The sequence below is a fragment of the Sorangium aterium genome (assembly GCF_028368935.1).
Lineage (GTDB): Bacteria > Myxococcota_A > Polyangia > Polyangiales > Polyangiaceae > Sorangium > Sorangium atrum.
In genome coordinates, this window is record NZ_JAQNDK010000005.1 from 368240 (window position 1) to 388102 (window position 19863).

13 protein-coding genes are annotated in these 19863 nt (G+C 73.8%); 4 read left to right on the top strand and 9 right to left on the bottom strand.

Going from position 1 to position 19863, the window contains the following annotated elements; all coding sequences use genetic code 11:
* Positions 1 to 51: 51 nt before the first annotated feature.
* Together POL72_RS39665 and POL72_RS39670 are read right to left on the bottom strand one after the other, a co-directional pair.
* The gene (locus tag POL72_RS39665; protein ID WP_272102060.1) at positions 52 to 483 is read right to left on the bottom strand and encodes a hemerythrin domain-containing protein; all 432 of its coding nucleotides are present in this window, start codon (positions 481 to 483) and stop codon (positions 52 to 54) included.
* Between the two features lie 92 nt (positions 484 to 575).
* On the bottom strand, positions 576 to 1019 hold the full coding sequence (locus tag POL72_RS39670; protein WP_272102061.1) for a hypothetical protein: 444 nt from the start codon (positions 1017 to 1019) through the stop codon (positions 576 to 578).
* A 129-nt stretch (positions 1020 to 1148) separates the two neighbouring features.
* On the opposite strand from POL72_RS39670, the gene POL72_RS39675 reads away from it, so the two are divergent.
* Together POL72_RS39675 and POL72_RS39680 are read left to right on the top strand one after the other, a co-directional pair.
* The gene (locus tag POL72_RS39675; protein WP_272102062.1) at positions 1149 to 5234 is read left to right on the top strand and encodes a transglutaminase-like domain-containing protein; all 4086 of its coding nucleotides are present in this window, start codon (positions 1149 to 1151) and stop codon (positions 5232 to 5234) included.
* A gap of 195 nt (positions 5235 to 5429) precedes the next feature.
* On the top strand, positions 5430 to 6350 hold the full coding sequence (locus POL72_RS39680; protein ID WP_373372292.1) for a DUF2267 domain-containing protein: 921 nt from the start codon (positions 5430 to 5432) through the stop codon (positions 6348 to 6350).
* Here POL72_RS39680 and POL72_RS39685 read toward each other — a convergent pair whose 3' ends face one another.
* Entirely contained in the window at positions 6351 to 7352 is a 1002-nt protein-coding gene (locus POL72_RS39685; protein ID WP_272102064.1) for an NAD-dependent epimerase/dehydratase family protein, read from the bottom strand.
* On the bottom strand, positions 7349 to 11932 hold the full coding sequence (locus POL72_RS39690; protein ID WP_272102065.1) for an AMP-binding protein: 4584 nt from the start codon (positions 11930 to 11932) through the stop codon (positions 7349 to 7351). The genes POL72_RS39685 and POL72_RS39690 overlap by 4 nt, the downstream gene beginning before the upstream one ends.
* A 294-nt stretch (positions 11933 to 12226) precedes the next feature.
* Here POL72_RS39690 and POL72_RS39695 point away from each other — a divergent pair, with 294 nt between their 5' ends.
* On the top strand, positions 12227 to 13177 hold the full coding sequence (locus tag POL72_RS39695; RefSeq protein WP_272102066.1) for a deoxyribonuclease IV: 951 nt from the start codon (positions 12227 to 12229) through the stop codon (positions 13175 to 13177).
* Here the strand turns inward: POL72_RS39695 and hutU are convergent.
* Positions 13092 to 14765: a urocanate hydratase gene (gene hutU, locus POL72_RS39700; protein WP_272102067.1), complete on the bottom strand. Its 1674-nt coding sequence runs from the start codon at positions 14763 to 14765 to the stop codon at positions 13092 to 13094. The genes POL72_RS39695 and hutU overlap by 86 nt on opposite strands.
* Before the next feature lie 183 nt (positions 14766 to 14948).
* Here hutU and POL72_RS39705 point away from each other — a divergent pair, with 183 nt between their 5' ends.
* A complete protein-coding gene (locus tag POL72_RS39705) occupies positions 14949 to 15296 on the top strand; it encodes a hypothetical protein (protein WP_272102068.1) in 348 nt (115 codons plus the stop codon).
* A gap of 78 nt (positions 15297 to 15374) precedes the next feature.
* On the opposite strand, the gene POL72_RS39710 is transcribed toward POL72_RS39705, so the two are convergent.
* The 4 genes from POL72_RS39710 to POL72_RS39725 all read right to left on the bottom strand — a co-directional run bounded on the left by POL72_RS39710 (position 15375) and on the right by POL72_RS39725 (position 19811).
* Entirely contained in the window at positions 15375 to 17441 is a 2067-nt protein-coding gene (locus tag POL72_RS39710) for a serine/threonine-protein kinase (RefSeq protein ID WP_272102069.1), read from the bottom strand.
* A 22-nt stretch (positions 17442 to 17463) separates the two neighbouring features.
* The gene (locus tag POL72_RS39715; RefSeq protein WP_272102070.1) at positions 17464 to 18438 is read right to left on the bottom strand and encodes a hypothetical protein; all 975 of its coding nucleotides are present in this window, start codon (positions 18436 to 18438) and stop codon (positions 17464 to 17466) included.
* Between the two features lie 205 nt (positions 18439 to 18643).
* Entirely contained in the window at positions 18644 to 19432 is a 789-nt protein-coding gene (locus tag POL72_RS39720; RefSeq protein WP_272102071.1) for a hypothetical protein, read from the bottom strand.
* Positions 19433 to 19505: 73 nt separating this feature from the next.
* Entirely contained in the window at positions 19506 to 19811 is a 306-nt protein-coding gene (locus POL72_RS39725; RefSeq protein ID WP_272102072.1) for a YfhL family 4Fe-4S dicluster ferredoxin, read from the bottom strand.
* Positions 19812 to 19863 lie beyond the last annotated feature (52 nt).

The window sequence follows — 19863 nt, forward strand, 5'->3', positions numbered from 1 at the left end:
GCAAAAGCCTACGTCGAGGACAACATCCGTGTCGAGTTCCTGCGTACCACCTCAGATGCCCTGCGGAACGGTTTCCTTCATCAGCTCGCGCCATTCGTCGTGGGTGAGCTCTGGATAAATGTAGTCGCCCTCGAAATTTGTATGGTGCAGGAGCAACCGGGCGACATCGACGATGGCCCGCGCGACGTCGCCGCCCTGCGCAACGCCCGCCAGGGCGTCGGTCGCTTCACGCACAGCGGCGTGCTGCTTCAGCGCCACCTGGACCTCCTCGGCGAGCCCGCGCGCCTGGAAATGCGGGAATATGGCGGTCTCTTCGTAGCGCATGTGTCGCTCCATCGGCCCACGCAGGAACGCGAGCAGGCTCGCGCGCTCGGCGCTCGCCTCGTCCGCGGAGCGCTGCGCCAGCTCGATCAGCTTCTTCGCCGTGTCGCGAGCGAGCTCTTCCTCCTGGAAGAGCTCGCTCACCATCCGGTCCAGTTCCATGAGGTGCGGGCCGTCGTAGTCCAGATCCCGTGGAGGGTCGAGCGGGGCGCTGCGCGATCCCGCGGCGGAGCAGGTCGGCTCCGTCGCGCGCGTCAGTCATGCGCGCGGGCGCGGACGATCGCGGCGAGCCGGCCGACGACGCCGCTCGCGACCATGGCGAGCACCTGCTTCTCCAGCGCCTGTCGCTCGCTCGGCCTGCCGCCGAACGAGATGTGCGAGCGGGCGGTGGGGCCGCCGACGACGCGGCCGACGACGGTGCAGCTCACGCGGTGGACGTCGCCCCGCGTGGTCGAGGTGAACTCGACGACACGCGCGCTCAGCACGACCGATTTCGCCTTGCCGAAGTCCGCCTTCTTCGCGGCGCTGGAGAGCATGCCGCGCAGCGCCCGCGCCCGCTGGGCCTGGCCCTCGCCCGCGGGGACGTCGACGCTCTTCCATTCGACCTTGGTGTCGCGGGCGAAGGTCGATGCTGGCGAGGCCGTGAGCGTGGTCAGGGCCATCACCGCCGAGAGCAGCCATCGTGACGCGCGGCGCATGCGCGCAGGGTAGGGGGCCGCGGGCTCGCCGGCCAAGTTCGCGCACGGCGCGCGGGCGCCGCGCGCGCGATCGCCGCGCTCGCGCCGCGATCGGGCCCGCGCTATGCCGTGGCCTGGAAGCGAGGTTCGATGGAGCGCAGCTCGCCGGGGGGAGATCGACGGGATCGACGAGGACGAGATCGACGCGCGCGCGCCCGCGCGCTCCGCGGGGGCGGATGGCTCGCCGCGCTGCTCGCGATCGCCGCCACGCCTGCAGCGGGCAACGCCCAGTCGCCGCGTCCGGGAGGCGCGAAGGCGGGCGCGAGCGCGCCTGCAGCCGGCAGCGCGCCGGCGCCGCGCGCGGGGGGCGCGAAGGCAGGCGCTGGCGCGCCCGCGGCGGGCGGCGCGCCGGCCTCCGAGAAGCGCGCGCCCATCGTGCTGGCGCTGCGGTGGACCGCCGCGACGCCCGACGAGATGCTCGGCGCGGCGCTGGCCCGCGCGCGGCGGGGCGGCGACGACGCGTTTGCCGGGCTCGTGATCGCGGCGGCGCTCGCGGACCGCGCCGCGCAGGGCCGCGCACGGGAAGGCCTCGCGCAGATCGGGGCGTCCTCCTCGCCGCTCGCCGACGAGGCGCGCTGGCTCGCCGCCTCGCTCGCCCCGGAGCCGCCGGCGGCGACGTGGCCCGGCGCGCGCGCCGTCTCGTACGACGCGCCCCCGGACCCGTCCGGGCTCGTCAAGGCGTTCGCGGTCCTCGGCCCCTTCCAGGACAACTCGGGCGGCGGGCTCGCGCGCCGCGAGGGGCCCGAGGCGGAAGGCCAGCGCTTCTCGGACATGAGCGCCCGCTACGCCTGGGGGGTGTACGACGTCGCGTGGCGCAGGGTGCTGCCCGCCGCGTCGACCGCGCGCGGCGTGCCGCTCGATCTTTACATCCATCCGCGCACCGAGACCTGCACGTACCTCGCCTCGCGCGTGACCGTCCCGGCCGCGCTCGATCGCAAGCCGATCCTCGCCCACGTCGCCGCGACGGGCGCCGTGCGGCTCGCGTGGGACGGCGCCCACGTCGCCGCGAGCGAGGCGGCGCACGAGCGCCTCGTGCTCGACCGCATCGCCGCGCGCGTCGAGGCGCCCGCCGGCGATCACCTGCTCGCCCTCAAGGTGTGCACCGGGGCCATCGCCGACGAGGGGCGCGTCCGCGTGCGCTTCACCGACGAGGACCGCCGGCCTGTGGCGCTCGCGACCTCGTCGGACCTCACGCCGCTCAAGCTGCCGCCGGCCCCGCCCCCTGGCGCGCGCGCCGCGACCGCCGTCGCGACGGCGCTCGACAGGGCGCTCGACGCGGGCGCGTCGCAGTCGCTCGAGCAGACCCTCACGGCCGTCGTGGCGCGCACGCTCGGGGGCGCCGACGACCAGCGGTCGCCCCGCGCGCCCGGGCTGCTCGACCGTGTTACGCGGTCGCCCGGGATCTCCGCCGACGCGCTCGCCCTGGCGGGGTGGGTGTCCCCGTTCGGCGCGAACCGCAGCGGCTGGCTCGAGGCCGCGCGCGCCCGGGGCCTCGCGGAGAAGGACCGGGCCACCGCGGCGTTCGCGCAGCGCCGGCTGGTCGCCGCCCACCTCGCCTCGGAGCGGGTCGACTGGGCCGCGGCCGCGCTGCGCGACGAGCCGCTGCGCTCGGCGCGCGATCCCGAGGCGCGCGTCCTCAGGGCGCTCGTCAAGAAGAAGCTCGCGACGGCGGGGCTCACGCGGGCCGGGCTCGAGGAGCTGCTCGCGGTCGAGCGCGAGCAGAAGGACCGGACGCCGGTCGTCGTCTGGCAGGAGATCGCGGCCGCGGCCCGGCTCGACCCGGCGCTCGAGCTGCGGGCCGCGCGCAGGCTCGCCGAGATCGCGCCCGAGTCGCGGGGCGCGTCCTACGTGCTCGCGTTCGAGCCCGACGGCGGCGCCGCGCTGGAGGTGGCGGCCGCGGGGGCGCTCGCGCAGCAGACGTCGGCCGAGGACGTCATCCGCATCGGCCGCGCGCTCCACGACGCGGGGCGCGTCGCGTGGGCGCGCGAGGTGCTGTCGTACGCCACGCACGTCGCGCCGAACCAGCCCGCCGCGTTCCAGGCGCTCGCCGCGGTCCGCGAGGGCGGCGCGGGCGCGCGGGCGACGGCCACGGCCGCCGCGTCGCGCGTGGCCACGGCGGCGCTCGCGCGGGCGCGCGACCTCACGCCTGGCGATCCGTTCCTCAAGGCCGAGCTCGCGCTCCGCCTCGGCGAGGGCTCGGCCGGCGCGCCGGGCCGGCAGCGCATGCGCGACGAGCAGCACATCGTCGCGCCCGACGTCTTCCTCGCACGCGCGCGGCAGACCCCGGCGAAGAAGGGGGAGGTGGCCGACCGGCAGCTCCACTGGGTGCGCGTCGTGACGTACCACCCGGACAAGCGCGTCTCGCAGCTCATGCACTACGCGCGCGAGATCGTCATCGAGCCGCGCACCGATCAGGATCTCTACGAGCGCGACATCCCCGCCGAGGGGGAGGACACCGAGCTCCTGTTCGCGCGGGTCCACCGCAAGGACGGCACGGTGGCGCAGCCGGACGAGCAGGGCGCGGGAGGGCAGAAGCCGTTCGTGCGCTGGCCCGAGCTCAAGGCGGGGGACGTGGTGGAGGTCGCGGTGCGCTCGTGGACCCGGGGCCCCGTCGGCCGCCGGGGCGACGCGCCGTTCTACTTCATCGACTACGTCGGCTCGACCGACACGCGGCCGATCCTCTACAACGAGGTCGTCGTCGACTCGCCGGCGAGCGATCCCCTGGCGATCGACGTATTGAACGGCAAGGCCGAGCGGGTGCTCAGGTCCGAGAAGGACGGCCGCCAGGTGACGCGGTACATCTGGGACGACCCGCCCGAGGTGCCCGAGGAGCCGCTCGCCCCGCACCTCGCGGAGGTGCTGCCGGTCGTCGTGGGCTCGACGTTCCACGGATGGCACGACTTCCGGGAGTGGTACCGGGGCGCGGTCGCTGGCTTCATGGAGCCCGACGATCAGGTCCGCCGGCTCGCCGCGGAGCTCACCAAGGGCAAGGCCACGCGCGAGGACAAGCTGCGGGCGCTCTTCGACTTCGTGTCGGACGACATCCGGTACGTGAACTTCGTGTCGGGCGAGTGGTGGCTGCCGAACCGCCCGCAGGAGCTCCTGGCGCGGCGCCAGGGCGACTGCGACGACAAGGCGATGCTGCTCATCACGCTGCTCAAGTCGATCGGCATCGAGGCGACGGAGGTGCTGGTGCAGACGCGCTACACGGGCCAGCCCTCGCTGCTCCGGAGCGAGGTGGCGGCGATCCCGGTGTTCGATCACGGCATCGCGTACCTCCCGGGCGCGGGCGGCGCGCCGGGCCTGTGGCTCGACGCGACGAGCCCGCAGAGCCGCCTGGGTCCGCTGCCGGCGATGGACGCGCGCACGCTGGCGCTGTTCGTCGACGAGGGGCCGCCGAAGATCGTGGAGACGCCGGCGAGCTCGCCGGCCGATCACGGCGTCGACGCCGAGTGGACGATCGCGCTGCTCCCCTCCGGCGCGGGCGAGCTCGCGGCGAAGGAGCGGCACATCGGCGACGCGGCGTTCGAGCTCCGGTCGAACCTGGCGGAGGCCGACGCGCGCGCGCAGTGGGTCGAGCAGTACCTCGCGTACGGCTGGTTCCCGACGGTCGACGTGAAGCCCAAGGTGGCGTTCCAGGCCGATCTCCCGCACGGGGCGGCGACGCTCGAGTACGAGGCGCGCTCCGAGGGGCTCGCCCGCCGCGAGGGCGCCGAGCTCTCCGTGCCGCTCTCGGGCGCGTCCACGATGACGTCGCAGCTCGCGCCGCTCGTGAAGCGCACGCTGCCGGTGGTCCTGCCGCCGAGCTTCGCGCCGCGGCACCACAACCGGACGATCACGATCACCGCCCCGCCCGGGTACGTGTTCGCCGAGCTCCCGCCGGGCGGCGACGAGAACGGCGGCGCGTTCGGGCGGGCGACGATCTCCTTCGCGAAGGCGCCCGGCAAGAACGCGGTGGTGGTGAAGGAGCGCGTGATCCTCGATCAGTCGACCATCCCGGTGGCGCAGTACGCCGCCTGGCGCGGCTGGCTGCAGCGGGTCGACGGGCTCTTGCACCGGATGGTGCGGCTCTCGCCTGTCGCGCCCGCGACCAAGCAGGCGCGCAGCGCGCTGGACACCGAGGCAGGCGGCGGCGCCGGTGCGGCGCCGCCGCAGGCGCGCGGCGCGATCCACTGACGAGCGGCTTCGCCCTCGCGCGGGCGGCGCGCCAGGCGCTTGCTCGTCCGCTCGCGGCGGCGGCGATCGGCCATCCCGCGCGCCGCGTCCACCCGCCGGCCACGCGCGCCATCGCGGTTGGTACCGTTCTGGCTAGCCGATCCCTGTCGTACGCACGCACAACCCCGAACGCGCTGCCCAGGGGAGGGACTCGCCATGTCGCTCGAAGAGTACCGACGCCCGCGAATGATCGTTCTTAGCCCGCGCTCGACCGCTTATGACGCCGTGAGGGCGATGATGGACAACCACGTCGGCGCGGTCCTGGTCCACGACGGCCAGCGCCTCGCCGGCATCGTGACCGACCGCGATATCGCGCTGGAGGTCGTGGCAGGCGACCTCGACGCGCGCAGCACGATGCTGCGCGACATCATGTCGGACGAGATCGCGACGCTCGAGCTCGACGCGTCGATCGACGACGCCGTGCGCACCATGCGCGATCATGCGTGTCGGCGCGTGCCGGTGACCGAGCAAGGGCGGCCCGTCGGCCTGGTGACCCTCGACGATCTGCTCGCCGATGGGGTCATCGACGCGGAGGTCGCCGGCTCCGTCGTGAAGGCGCAGCTCGAGGTGGCCGCCCGGTTCAAGCCGGAAGGCGCGATGCACCCCGAGGCGACCGCGCGCCCGGAGCGCTCGCACGGCCGCGTGCGCGCCCTCACCCGGCGCAAGGCGCGCGCCGACAGCGCGTATGGCCGGCTGATCCACGCCGTCGAGCGCCACAGCGGCCTCCAGCAGCGCGACCGCGCGGAGCTCGCGCTGCAGATCGTCCTCGGCTGCCTCTGCCGCAGGGTGACGCCCCAGGAGGCGCGGCACCTCGTCGCGCAGCTGCCCTCGAAGCTCCACCCGTCGCTCGAGCCGTTCCTCGACGGGCCCGACAAGCGCATCACGACCGCGACCATCGAGGCCGACGTCGCGCGCGAGCTGCGCATGGACCGCGAGGCCGCCGGCTTCGTGCTGCAGGCGATCTGCGAGGCCGTCGCCGACAGCGTGTCCGCGGGGGAGATCGAGGGGTTCCGCGGTCAGCTCCCGCTCGACATGAAGGACCTGTTCCCGCCGACCCCGCTGCGCCGGGCCGTCTAGCTACGCTTGCGGCCAGACCACGCCGCGGGCGCGCAGATCGGCGACGGTGTCCGCGAGGGTCTCGAGCGGGTCGCGCGGCGTCCAGCCGAGCTCTCGCCGGGCCTTCGTCGCGTCGAGGTACCAGAAGTGCTGGCCCATCTCGGCCGACACCGGATCGACCGGCAGATCGAACGGCAGCCGCTTCCGCGCCTGCTCGATGAGGTGCGCGCCCGCCTTCGCGAGCGCGATGCTCCGCGGCAGCCGCAGGGCGGGGGCCGGGACGCCGGAGATGCGCGCGAGGCGGCGGAAGAAGACCTCCAGGCTCATGTTGGCGGCGCCGAGCAGGTAGCGCTCGCCCGCGCGGCCCTTGTCCATCGCCAGCGCCATGCCCTGGGCCGCGTCGCGGGCGTCGACGAAGGAGAGGCCGCCCGCGGGGGTGAAGGGGAGCCGGCGCTCGAGGAAGCTCACGATGTCCCCGGTCGAGGCGCCGTGGACGTCGCCCGGGCCGAGCAGGATGCTCGGGTTGACGGCGACGACCTCGAAGCCGGGCCCGCTGCGATCGAACGCCGCGCGCTCGGCGTACAGCTTCGAGCGGTAGTAGGGCCAGCCGGCGATGAGGTCGATCGGCGTCGCCGCCGTCTCGTCGCGGACGTCGCTCGGGTCCTTGCTGACCGCGACGACGCCGCTCGTGCTCGCGATCACCGCGCGCTTCACCCCCGCGTCGCGGCAGGCGTCGAGGGTGATCTTGGTCCCCTCGACGTGCGTCCGGTAGAGCGCCTCGGCGTCCTCACGGCGCCGCGAGACGCGCCCCGCGCAGTGGAAGACCCCGTCGCAGCCCTCGGCGGCGCCGCGCACCGACCCCGCGTCGAAGATGTCTCCGCGGCGAAGCTCCACGCCTTGCTCGGCGAGCGCGGGCGCCTCCGTCCGGCAGAGCGCCACCACGTCATGGCCACCCCCACGGAGCGCCGTGACGAGGTGCGATCCCAGGAAACCGGTCGCCCCGGTGACGAGATAGCGGCTCATGCGAGATCGAAAACCTTCTGGAAGGTCTGGAGGAGGGAGATGTCGTTCGATTTCACGAGGCCCGTCATGAACTCCATCGGGCTCGGTGTGTAGGCCTCGCGGACGATCTTGGTGAATATCTCGGGCGTCGTCTTGAGGACACAGTCCGCTTGCTGGCTTGGCTTACCGATCCGCGCCTCGCAGCTGGCCGGGTCGATCCGCAGCGTCCACTTCGCCTCGTCCTCCGTGCCGAGCGTCACGTAGTAGGTGATCGGCTGGGTGACCCGCCCGGCGACGTATTTCGACTCGAGCTCGCGGAACAGGACCGTGAGCGGGTGCTCCTTGGTGGTGGTAGCGGCCTGATCGATGCTCTCGACCCGGCTCAGATCGAGGGCGCCGCCCTCTTTGAGCTTGATGACGGCGAGCTGCGTGAGCTCCGCGACCTTGCGGCAGGCCACCGCGTACTTCATCCCGGCGGTGAGCCGCCGGAGGTCGCCGATCGTGAGCGGCGGCCCGATGCGCGCGACGAGGTCGCGGCGGATCGGGACGGTGCGCCCCTTGGGGAGCGCCTCGAAGGTGCCGCCCAGGTAGAGGGGCAGGATGTCGACGTTGTGCGTGAGCGCGAGGTGCCCGATCGCCGGCTTGAACTCGAGGATGCCGCCGTCGGGGCTGCGCGTGCCCTCCGGGAAGAGGAGCACCGTCCGCCCGCGGTCCAGGATCTCGCCGGTCTGGCGCAGCGCCGTGCGGAGGCCGCCCTTGCGGTCGAAGGGCGCCAGGTTCGTGAGGTTCTCGAAGTAGGCGCGCCGCCAGCGGTTGCCCTCGAAGAAGTAGTCCTGGGCGGCCAGCGAGACGAGGCCGTCCCCGTAGCTGCCCAGCGCGAACTTCACGAGGCCCATGTCGAGGTGGCTCGCGTGGTTCGAGACGACGATCGTGTTGCGGTTGTGCGGGATGAACGCGCGCCCGTAGACCTTCGGGCGCATGACGTTCCCGTAGAAGCCGGACTGGACCTTGTTCATCCAGTGCTTGGCGAAGTCGGCCACCGGTCGAGGGATGTGGATCGGCTCCTCGCCCGGGCCCTGCGCCTTCGGCTCTGCGATCGCCGCGCCGGCGTCCTGCGCGACGGCCGCCGCGCCCGCGCCGGCCTCGGCGGCGAGGCGCGTGACGATCGCCTTCACCTCGGAGCGCTTCACCTGACCGGACGCGGTGCGCGGCAGGTCGGCGTCGTGGAGGTGGAGGGCCATGGGGTGGCACGGCTTGGGCAGCCCCTGGATCGCCGTCCGGAGCGCGTCGAGCGCGCGCTCGTGCTGCGTGGCCCGCGCGAGCGCCTCGTCGCCGTCGCCGTCCTTCGCGCCGGGCGCCGTGGGGACGGCGAGGCAGGCGACCTGCTCGCCGCCTCGGCCGTTGTCGATCCCGACGATGGCGAGCTCCTTGACGTGCTCGACCTTGCCGAGCATTCGCTCGATGTCGGCCGGGTACAGGTTCTCGCCCTTCGCCGCGCTGATCACCTCGCTCTGCCGGCCGACGAGGACGAGCCGCCCTTGCTTGTCGAGCTTGCCGAGATCGCCGGTGCGGAGCCACCCGTCCGCGTCGAGGACCGCCTGGGTCGCGCCCGGGTCGTCGGCGTAGCCCTTCATGACGTTGGCGCCGCGCGCGAGCACCTCGCCGACGCCGTTCGCGTCCGGGTTCGCGATCTTGATCTGCACCCCGGGGATCGGCTTGCCGACGTTCCCTGGGTTCGCCGCCGGCGAGGGCCTGGCGACGGTCAGGAGCGGCGCCGCCTCGGTCAGGCCGTAGCCCTCGGCGAGCGGCAGGCCGAGCCCCTTGAACACGGCGGCCGTGTCCCTGGGGAGCGCCGCGCCGCCCGAGATGAGGAAGCGGACGTTGCCGCCGAGCGCGTCGTGGACGCTGCCGAAGAAGAGGCGCCCCGCGTTCAGGCCCAAGCGCTTGCCGAGCATGCGGTTCAGCTCCATCGCCCAGCTGAACGCGGTGGCCGCGGCGGGCCCCTGCTCCTTCACCCTGGCGACGATCTGGCGCTCCAGCATCTGCCAGAGCGCCGGCACGCCGACCATCGCCGTGACGCGCGCCCTCTTCAGCCCGTCGCTCACCCGATCGGCCGAGACGTCGTCGAGGTAGATGATCCGCGCGCCCTGCGACAGCGGCAGGAGCAGGCCGCAGGTCACCTCGAAGGTCTGGTGCAGCGGCAGCACGCTGAGCACGCGGTCGCTCGCCTTGAGCGGGAACAGCGGCGCCAGCGAGGCCAGCAGGGCCGTGAAGTTGCCGTGCGTGAGCAGCACGCCCTTCGGCTCCCCGGTCGTGCCGCTCGTGTAGACGACGCTCGCGACGTCCTGGCTGCCCACGCGCACGTCCGGGGGCGCGAGCCCGTCGCCGGACGCCGGCCCCAGGTCGGGCACCTGGCCCTCGGCGAACCCGCCCATGTCGAAGGCGACCAGGTTCGGCAGCGCCGCGCGCACGTCGGCGCCGAGCTTCTCCGCCACGCCGCTGTCCCAGAGGACGACCTTCGCCGTCGACGAGCGGAGGACGTCCGCGAACGCCTTCGCGTCGAGCGCGGGATCGATCGGGACGGCGACGGCGCCTGCGCGGAGGATACCGAAGTAGGCGACGGGCCACGCCGGCTGGTTCGCGCCGGAGAGCGCCACGCGATCGCCGCGGCGGACGCCGAGCGCGGCGAGGCGCGCGGCGGTCATGCAGGCGGCGTCCCGGAGCTCGCGGTAGCTCGTGCGCGAGAGCCCGTCCTGCTCGAACCGCTGCACCGACAGCGCGTGATCGAAGCGCTCGGCGACCTCGTCGAGCAGGTCGACCAGGCTGTCGTAGGGCCGGAGCGGCTTGATCTCCCGGCGGAGCATCTCCTCCATGAGCGGGAAGGCCCACTTCTCCAGGCCGGGGAGGTGCACGTTCCAGATGTAGTCGCGCCAGTCGATCTTCTCGGGCGCCCAGACGAAGCGCGCCCGCTCCTCGGGGGGCATGCGGGCCATCGCCGCGCGCGTGTTGGCGCACGAGTAGACCCAGTCGCCCTCCGCGACGAACGGCATGAAGACCTCGAGGAGCGTGGCCGTCTTCTGCTCGGTCCTGGCGGCGCTCTCCAGCGCGGCCGCCGCCGGCTTGAGGAGGGCCGCGGCGGGGCCGACGCTCGCCGTCTTGAGCAGGCCGCCCAGGCCGCGGAGGGCGCCCTCGATGGCGCGCGCGCCGTGCGCGCCGTACTGCTGCCGGGTCAGCCCGCGCGGCTCGAAGCGGGACGACACGACGTCGAAGAGCGAGGTCTTCTTCCCCTCGAACACCTGCCGCCGCTTGTAGAGCCCGGCGAGCTCCAGGTAGCGCGTCACGCGGCAGCCGTTCGTGTCGGTCGATCCGTACTGGTACACCGCGGGCGCGCGGCCCTCGATGAGCTCGCAGAGCGAGGCGATCATGCCGCTCGCGGTCATGTCGACCGGGATCAGGTCGAGCCGCACGTCGTGGTCGCCCGGGAACTGCACCTGCCCCTTCGAGGCGAGGTAGAGGTACGGCGCCGAGGTGTTGATCCCCTCGTTCCAGCCGCAGAACGGGAACTCGACCGCGGTCTCGACGACGGCGGGGCGGACGATGGTGAAGGGCAGCCCGGAGCTCGCGAGGACCTGCTCGCCGATGCTCTTCGTGTAGGTGTAGATGTTGGTCCACCCCCAGAAGAGCGCGCGCTCCTTGCCGGCCTCGATGAGCCGGTCCTTGATGAACTTGCGCTTCACCCTGGCGAGCTCGTTCTCGAGCGCGCTGCCCCGGCACGGCTCGCTGCGCGCGGCCAGGTTGGCCTTGGCCTCGTCGAGGAAGGCGCTCTGCCGGAAGGCGTCCTCGCACCGCTGGCGCGCCTGCTGCACGAGGTCGAGGCACTCGCTGATCTCGCGCTGCGGATCCCAGTGCGACCGATCGAGGGTCCGCTTCGGGCAGGCGGCGCCGAACCACGTCTCGCCCGCGGCGCGGGGGAAGGGGATCTCGGCCGGGTGGTTCTCCTCGATGAGCCCCGAGCGGTAGCCCGCGACGAAGCAGGTGCTCGTGTGCATCACCTTGGCCCCGAGGGTCCGCGCGAGCTCGACGAGGTTGCTGATGCCGAACGCGTTGACCTCGAGCGCCTCGTCGAGCGGCGGGTTGAAGTCGACGACGCCGGCCACGTTCACGACCGCGGCGATCGTGCCCGTGAGCTCCCCCACGCGGTCGCCCAGCCCGAGCAGCGGCAGGCCGACGTTGCCGTTCATGGGGGTGATCTTCTGCCGCAGGTACTCCTCGAAGGCGGGCCCGGGGTACTGCTCGCGGATCGGGTCGAAGACCGGCGAGGTCACGATCTGCGACCAGAAGCGCTCCTCCGGCGACTGGCTCTCCTTGGCCCGGACGAGCAGGTAGATGTGGGCGATCTCCGGGAACCTCGCGAGCAGCATGGCCAGCCAGACCTTGCCGAGGAAGCCGGTCCCTCCGACCACCACGAGCCGCTTGCCCGAGAGCACATGCGACGGCATCAGCGGCGGGGCCGCCGCGGTTTCCTCGCCCTTGGCCCCACCCGGCGACCCCGGCACTGCCTCTCCGGCGCCGGCCCCGTTCGTAACACCCATATGGCTCATCGAGACTCCAGGAAGGCCGCTCAATTCGCGCCTGGGCAGGAACGCGTCAAGGGTGAGGTGCCGCGAACCGGGGTTCGCGCCCTCCCGGCATGCGGTTTGCTCGATTTGCTCGCGGAATCGGGGTCATCGCAGGGGACGGACGAGGTGGCCCGGGCGTTGCCCCCATGCGTGAGAGCGCGTGAGGGCGCGTGGAGGGCGCGCGGGCGCGCGCGGATGGCGGGGGCCGTGGCAGATCCGGTCGGCTCGGGGCAATGCCTTGCCGGCGGCGGGGAAGCGCCCCAAGCAGTGCGGCCCATGATCTTCGGCGCGCACGAGTCCGTGGCCGGCGGCCTTCACCGCGCGATCGCGCTGGCGGGGGAGGACCGCTGCGAGGCGGTGCAGATCTTCACCAAGGTCTCGGGCCAGTGGCGGGAGCCGGCGCTGAGCGCGGAGCAGATCGCCGCGTTTCGCGCCGCGCGCGCGGCCTGGGCCGGCGCGGGCCGGACGCTCGCCCACGCGAGCTACCTCATCAACCTGTGCGCCGACGACGCCGCGATCCTCGAGCGCTCGCGGGAGGCGCTGTTCCAGGAGCTCGCGCGGTGCGACGCGCTCGGGATCGACTTCGTGGTGTTCCATCCGGGCGCGCCGCGCAGCCTCGGCGAGGAGGTCGGCCTCGATCGCATCGGCGAGAGCCTGTCGATCGTGCTCTCTCGCGCGGAGGGCCTCCGCGCGCAGCTGTGCATCGAGAACACGGCCGGGCAGGGGTCGACCCTCGGCGATCGCGTCGATCAGATCGCCGCGATGATCGATCGCGCCGGGCCGGAGGGGTCGCGGCTCGGGGTCTGCGTCGACACGCAGCACGCCTTCGCGGCGGGGCACGACCTCCGGAGCGAGGCCGGCTACGAGCGGTTCTGGAGCGACTTCGGCCGGCTGCTCGGGCTGGAGCGGCTGAGGTGCATGCACATGAACGACTCGAAGGCGGGGCTCGGCCAGCGGCTCGATCGGCACGAGCGCATCGGCGACGGGGAGATGGGGCTCGCGCCGTTCTGGCGCCTCGCGAACGACGCGCGGCTCGCGCGCGTGCCGGCGGTGATCGAGCTGCCGCCGCTCTCGAAGGAGCGGCGCGGCTACATGGAGGAGATCGCGCGGCTGCGCGCCCTCGAGGGCGCGGCGGAGCCGGTCACCCTACCCGGTGCGGCACCCGGACCCCCTTCTCGTCCGCCACGCGGATCGCCGTCTCGTAGCCCGCGTCGGCGTGCCGGATGATCCCCATCCCCGGATCGATGGTGAGCACCCGCTCGAGCCTCTGCCGCGCGGCCTCGGTGCCGTCGGCGACGATCACCATCCCGGCGTGCAGCGAGTTGCCGATCCCGACGCCGCCGCCGTGGTGGAAGCTCACCCACGACGCGCCGCCCGCCGTGTTCGCGAGCGCGTTGAGGATCGCCCAGTCGGCGATCGCGTCCGAGCCGTCCTTCATCGCCTCCGTCTCCCGGAACGGCGACGCGACCGATCCGCAGTCGAGGTGGTCGCGCCCGATCACGATCGGCGCCTTCACCCGGCCGGCGCGGACGAGCTCGTTGAAGGCGAGCCCGACCTTCGCGCGATCGCCGTAGCCGAGCCAGCAGATCCGCGACGGGAGCCCCTGGAACGCGATCTTCCGCTGTGCGAGCTCGATCCAGCGGCGGAGATCGGCGTCGCCCGGGACCGCCTCGAGCACCGCGCGGTCGGTGGCGAGGATGTCCTCGGGATCGCCCGAGAGCGCGACCCACCGGAACGGGCCCTTGCCCTGGCAGAACAGCTCGCGCACGTACGCCGGAACGAAGCCGGGGATCGCGAACGCGTCCTCCTCGCCCGCCTCCGTCGCGCAGGTGCGGATGTTGTTGCCGTAGTCGAAGACCTCGGCCCCGCGCCGCTGCATCGCGAGCATCGCCTCGACCTCCCTGCGCATCCCCGCCTTCGCGCGCGCGACGTACTCCCCGGGGTCGCGCGCGCGGAGCTCCGCCGCCTGCTCGAGCGTGAGCCCCGGCGGGACGTAGCCGACGAGCGGATCGTGCGCCGCGGTCTGCTCGGTGACGAGGTCGGGCGTGACGCCGCGGCGCACGAGCTCCGGGTAGACGTCGGCGGCGTTGCCGCAGAGGGCGATCGAGCGTGGCGCCCCGCGCTGGACGCTCTCGAGGACGGCGTCGAGGGCGCGGTCGAGATCGTCGATGCGCTCGTCGACGTAGCCGGTGCGGAGCCGCTTCTCGATGCGCGCCGGGTCGATCTCGACGCCGAGGCAGGCCATGCCCGCCATCGTCGCGGCGAGCGGCTGCGCGCCGCCCATGCCGCCGAGCCCCGCGGTGAGCACCCAGCGCCCGCCGCCCGGGGCGCGCGCCGCGTGCGCCTTCCGCGCGGCGACGAACGTCTCGTAGGTGCCCTGCACGATGCCCTGCGAGCCGATGTAGATCCACGAGCCCGCGGTCATCTGCCCGTACATGGTCAGGCCGAGCGCCTCGAGCCGGCGGAACTCGTCCCACGTCGCCCACCGGCCCACGAGGTTCGAGTTCGCGAGGAGCACGCGGGGCGCGTCCGGGTGCGTGCGGAAGCGGCCCACCGCCTTGCCCGACTGCACGAGGAGCGTCTCGTCGTCCGCGAGCTCCCGGAGTTCGCGGACGATCACGTCGAACGCCTCCCACGAGCGCGCCGCCTTCCCGGTGCCGCCGTACACCACGAGATCGTCGGGGCGCTCTGCGACCTCCGGATCGAGGTTGTTGTGGAGCATCCGGAGCGCGGCCTCCTGGATCCACCCCTTGCAGCTCCGCTCGCTCCCGCGCGGCGCGCGCACCACCCGGGCCCCCTGCTCTCCGGTCGTCATGCTGTCGTGTACTCCACCCGGTCCGGATCGACCAGAAGGCGCGGCGTCCGCCGCCACGCGTGGCGACGGGCACGCCGGCGCGCGACGCGAGCCTGCTCGGTCCTCTCCGGAGCAGCCGGCTTCGTCCGAACCGGAGTATGCTCGCTCGGGGCGCGCGCAGCGCCCGTGTGTCCGGGAGAATCCATGATCTCGACGATCCGTTCGGCCCTCGCGCGTTGCCCGGTCCGGGCCCTCCAGCTCGCAGCCCTGGCGCTCACCCTCGCGACGACGGGGTGCGACAAGGTCGGGTGCTTCGAGTGGACCGAGATCGAAGGGGAATGCCCCTCCCAGGACGAGGCGCTCGCCTATTTCGGAAGCGACTCGTGCAGCGGCGAGGTCGAGTCGGTCGACAGCGAGCCCGAGTACGACGGCGATTACTGCTGTTACGACATCACCAAGCGCGACGATTACGGGGGCTTCTGCACCTCGCCCGGCGGGCGCATCTCGCCGCCGCAGCCGGCGCCGCCGCCCGCCCCGTCTCCGCCGAACTGAGCCGGCGCGCCGGACACCCCCAACGCCCGCGCATCGCGGGCCCCGCGTCTGGCGCCGCCTCCGCCCTGGTTCATCGATCTAGAGCTCGTCCAGCGCGTTCCTGTCGAGCTCCTGGAGCGCCGCGAGATCCCGCGCTGCGAGCTCCTCCACGTCGCCGGGAGCCTCGCGCGGGTAGGCCAGCGTGAGCTCGCCGTCGTGGACGTAAAGGTGCTGGCTGTCGATGCACCCGTGCGCGCCTCCGGCCGCGTGGAGCGCCGCGATACCCTCGCCGAGGCGCGCGCGCTGAGCCCTCGTCAGCGCGCGCGCCTCGTCGGCGAGCGCGCGGCCCTGGGGCAGCGCCACCCAGACCTCGCCGTTGGCGAGATCGACCCGGAGGACGGACGCCAAGGCCGCGTGGCCGGCGCGCGCGAAGGTCCGGGCCCGGGCGAGGGTCGCGTCGTCGAGCTGCAGCACGAGGACGTCGCGATCGAGCCAGGCGTCGTGCCAGCGCCCCTCCGTGTCCCGGCCGTCGCCGACCTCCAGGGTCGCCGCGAGCCGCGCCGCCGTGGCGGGCGGCGCGTCGCTCGATCGGGGCCGGCCGCTCGCGCGCGACCGCCGCGGCCGCGGGCGCTCTGGCCAGGAGATCGCGGTGATCGCGCGCCGCGCCTCGAACGCGTCGGCCGGCCGCGCGGCGGGGTCTTCCGCGAGCAGCGCCGCCACGGCCGCGTCGTGGGCCGCCGTGAGGTCCGGATGGATCTCGCTCGGCGCGGGATCGAGCTGCCCGCGCACGGCGGGGGCGGGCGGCTCTCCGGTGAGCAGCTCGGCGAGCACCGCGCCGACGCCGTACAGATCGCTCGCCAGCGTCGCCGGTCGGCCCATGCGCTGCTCCGGCGACATGTACGCGAACGTCCCGATCGCGCCCGCCGTGGCGGTGGACGAGAGATCCCCGAGGTGCGCCGCGCCGAAATCCGCGAGGTGAGCCGTCCCCATCTCGTCGAAGAGCACGTTGCTCGGCTTCACGTCGCGGTGGAGGATGCCGAGGCGGTGCGCTTCGCCGAGCGCGGACAGGAGCGCGCCCGCGATCTCGACGGCGCGCGCGGGGGTGACCGGATCCCCCCGCAGCCGCTCGATCAGGGACCCGCCTGTCATCCAGGCGAGCACCATCGCCGGCCCTTCGGGGTAGTACGCGCGGAGCGCGACGACGTTCGGGTGCCGGAGCTGGGCGAGGGCGCGCGCCTCGCGCTCGAACCGGAGGAGCGCGTCGCGGCCCGCTCCGAACGCCGCGCCCGCGAAGATCTTCACGGCGACGCGCTCCGCCGTGATCCGGTCGCGCGCCTCCACCACGCGCGCGTGGGGCGTCGACGTGACCTCGCGCAGCGTCTCGTAGCGCCCGAAGAGGAGCGGCCCGACGGGCGCGGGTCCTGCCGGGGGAGGGCCTGCGGCGGGGCTGCCGGGAGCGGCGCCTCGCGAGGAGAGCGCCTCCTGGCCGGGCGGATCGAGCCGGGCGAGCTCGTCGCGGACGGTCCGCGCGGCGTCCTCGAGCCCGAGCTCGCTCAGGCAGCGGCCGAGCAGCGGCAGCGCGCGGGCCCGCTCGGCGGCGGCGGGCGGCAGCTGCTGGAGCGCCCGCACGGCGGCCTCTGTGCGGCCGTGGCGCGCGAGCAGCTCGCCCAGCGCGAGCCACGCCGCCGCGTCGCCCGGGCGGCGGCGGAGCGCGGCCTCGAGCACCCGCGCGCCGTCGGCCGGGCGGCCGGCGAGCTCGAAGCTCTCGGCGGCGCGGCACGCGTCGTGGGCCGCGGTGAACGCCTCCGCGGCCGCCGTGTGAGCGCCGAGCGCCGCGAACAGCGCGCCCGCGTGGCGCGAGAAGCCGCGCGCCGCGAGGTCGGCGGCGGCGCGCAGCGCAGCGTCCCGGGGCGACGTGGCGGCGATCCGATCGAGCGCCTCGCGCGCGAGCGCCTCGTCGCCGCCGAGCGCGGCCATCAGCGCCGCGCGGGCCGGGTCCCCGGCTGCCAGCGCCTCCCGGGCCGCGCCGGCGAAATCGCAGACGCGCTCGAGCAGCTCCGATGCGCCCGCGTGATCTCCGGCAGCCACGAGGAGCGCGGTGCCGCGGTCGCGCTGCCCGATGGCGGCGAGCTCGGCCGCGCGACGTCGCAGATCCTCGTGCGCCACGCCGATGTCGGTCGGAGCGCCGTCAGCGCGCGGCGATGCGCGCTCGGCCGTTCACGGAGAGGTCGAAGCGCACCTCGCCGAGGTCGATCCCCGAGGTGTTGAACGGCACCTGCCGCGTCCGGTGCAGGGCGAGCGTCGCGTTCGCCGGCAGGGGCCCGAGCGTCGAGGGATCCAGCAAGGAACCCGGGATCACGCCCCTCCCGGTGTCCTTGAACGCGCACCGCACGGTCGCGCCGTGCGCCGAGGTCACGTCGACGTAGATGACGTCCCGCGCCCGGCCGCCCTCGTCCGCGCGCCACTGCACGACCGCGCCGACCCCGGCGTCGAGATCGACGCCGTCGGCCAGCTCGGCGTCGCCGATGCGCACCTCCTCGGGACCCGCGGGGGCATCGGCCTCGAACGCGAACCGGTCGAGCTGCCCCGAGCCGGAGCTCTCGAACACGTACCGCGCCGGCGCAGGCAGATCGCTGGTGGCGTCGCGCGACGTGTAGAACACGCCGAAGACCAGGGCGCCCACGTCCGGGAACGCGCGGGCTGCGAGCGGCATCTCGGTGCTCTCGGTCTTCATCGTCACGTCGCCCGCGTCGAGGAGCTCGATGGGGCTGAGCGAGCTGATGCTGCTCGCCGCCTCGTCGTCGGCGGCGGGCGAGAGGACCATGCAGCTGCCGGCGGAGGGGAGGACGAACGGCTTCCCGACGGCGCCCTCGGCGAGCTCGGGATCCATCGCGGACGAGAGGCGCATGAACTTCGCCAGCACGTTCGTGACCGCCCCCGCCCCCTCGACGCCCGCGCTCGGCGGCGCGGCGTCGTCGAGCTCACCGGGGGTGGCGGTCGAGGCGGCGTCCCGGCTCAGGTTGATCGCGCGCTCGACGCGCACGACCCCCTGGGTGACCACCCCGTTGACCTCCGTCGCGTCGCCCGCGACAGGCGCCGAACAGCCGACGAGAGCCGCACCGGCGAGCAGGCATGAGGTGGCGAGGGCGCCGTGGGGACGCATAGAGCCGAGTCTAAGACGGGTCCTCCGGCCGGGCAAGCGCCTGCGCTTGCCACCAAAAATGGCCGGGAATCCGCTTCATTGCGTTTTGTTGCGTTTTGTTACGCTTGCTGCGCCTTGTTCCGTTTGGTTACGTCCGGAAACGCCCCGACGTCGTGCAACGTCGCGCTGCCGACGTTGCAACGTCGTTGCGTTTGTTGCGGTCCCATCAGAAGGTGACCGTGAGGCCGCCGCCCGGGGCGACGGTGCCCTGATCGATCGCGACCGGACTGCCGGCGATCTCGCCCTCGGCGTGGTGGTAGGTCGCGGTGGCCTCGAGGGCGACGTGCACGTGGCGGAACCCCGCGCGGATGCCCAGCACGAACCCGAGCTGGAGATGCTGGCCCGACGCGTCGACGAGCGGTCCTCGGAGCGCCGCCCCGGCGGCGGGCAGCCGCACCTCGCCGCCGAGGAGCTCGAAGCCGAGCCGGGGACCGAACCAGACCGCGTAGAGATCCGCGTCCGACCGGAAGCCGAGCAGCAGAGGGACGTCGAGCCCCGCGCCGTGGACGTCGATCCCTTCTGCGCTGGGGCCCGGCCCGCCCGCGAGGAGCGCCGAGGCGCCGAGGCCGATCGACAGGGCCGCGTCGCCGAGCGGGAACGCGTGGCGCCCGTCGAGCCGGATGGCTCGCCCCGTGTACGTCAGCCCCGCTTCGTTCTCGCCCTCGATCCCGACGCGGGCGCTGGCCCACGGCGCGACGCCCGGCGAGACGGCGATCTCGGAGAGCTTTCGTCGCGCGGCGCCCTCCGCCGTTGCGGGGTCGGCGGCGCTCGCGCCTGCGTCCGCCGCTCCGGCGACGACCATGTCACCCGACAGGCCGCCGCCGAGGCGCACGGCGCCGGGGCGGAGGACGTGGGCCGGGTGGAGCAGCGGACCGCTGCCATGGCAGCCCGCGCAGGCGCCCGCGAGGACCACTGCGGCCCAGCGCCGGATCACGGTGTGACCCGGGCGCCGCATCGAACCGACGGAGCCGGCGGAGGCATGGGAAACGCGGCCGCAGAGGCGACGCGATGGTGCGCGAAGAGGCGCGCTACTTGCGGAAGCGCGAGGGGTAATCGTTGGCAGCGGCCCGCTTCTTCAGCTCCGCATCGTCGGGGTGCAGCCTGACCGCGCGCGCGATGAGGACCTCCTCGGTCTCCACGATCTGCGGGTTGGGCAGGCAGCACTCGACCGGGCATACGGCCTGGCACGCTTCGTGATCATAGAAGCCGACGCACTCGGTGCAGAGCTCCGGATCGATCACATAGATCTCGTCGCCCTCGCTGATGGCTTCGTTCGGGCATTCGGGCTCGCAGGCGCCGCAGTTGATGCAGTCTTCGGTGATGTAAGTCGCCATGGCCTTCGCTTCGTTCTCCGGGGTCACCCCGGTCCGCTCGTTTGTAGAGGCC

Coding starts and splice junctions, on each gene's coding strand:
- POL72_RS39665 (WP_272102060.1), bottom strand. CDS start 483: ATGGAACTGGACCGGATGGTGAGCGAGCTCTTCCAGGAGGAAGAGCTC.
- POL72_RS39670 (WP_272102061.1), bottom strand. CDS start 1,019: ATGCGCCGCGCGTCACGATGGCTGCTCTCGGCGGTGATGGCCCTGACC.
- POL72_RS39675 (WP_272102062.1), top strand. CDS start 1,149: ATGGAGCGCAGCTCGCCGGGGGGAGATCGACGGGATCGACGAGGACGA.
- POL72_RS39680 (WP_373372292.1), top strand. CDS start 5,430: ATGTCGCTCGAAGAGTACCGACGCCCGCGAATGATCGTTCTTAGCCCG.
- POL72_RS39685 (WP_272102064.1), bottom strand. CDS start 7,352: ATGAGCCGCTATCTCGTCACCGGGGCGACCGGTTTCCTGGGATCGCAC.
- POL72_RS39690 (WP_272102065.1), bottom strand. CDS start 11,932: ATGAGCCATATGGGTGTTACGAACGGGGCCGGCGCCGGAGAGGCAGTG.
- POL72_RS39695 (WP_272102066.1), top strand. CDS start 12,227: ATGATCTTCGGCGCGCACGAGTCCGTGGCCGGCGGCCTTCACCGCGCG.
- hutU (WP_272102067.1), bottom strand. CDS start 14,765: ATGACGACCGGAGAGCAGGGGGCCCGGGTGGTGCGCGCGCCGCGCGGG.
- POL72_RS39705 (WP_272102068.1), top strand. CDS start 14,949: ATGATCTCGACGATCCGTTCGGCCCTCGCGCGTTGCCCGGTCCGGGCC.
- POL72_RS39715 (WP_272102070.1), bottom strand. CDS start 18,438: ATGCGTCCCCACGGCGCCCTCGCCACCTCATGCCTGCTCGCCGGTGCG.
- POL72_RS39720 (WP_272102071.1), bottom strand. CDS start 19,432: ATGCGGCGCCCGGGTCACACCGTGATCCGGCGCTGGGCCGCAGTGGTC.
- POL72_RS39725 (WP_272102072.1), bottom strand. CDS start 19,811: ATGGCGACTTACATCACCGAAGACTGCATCAACTGCGGCGCCTGCGAG.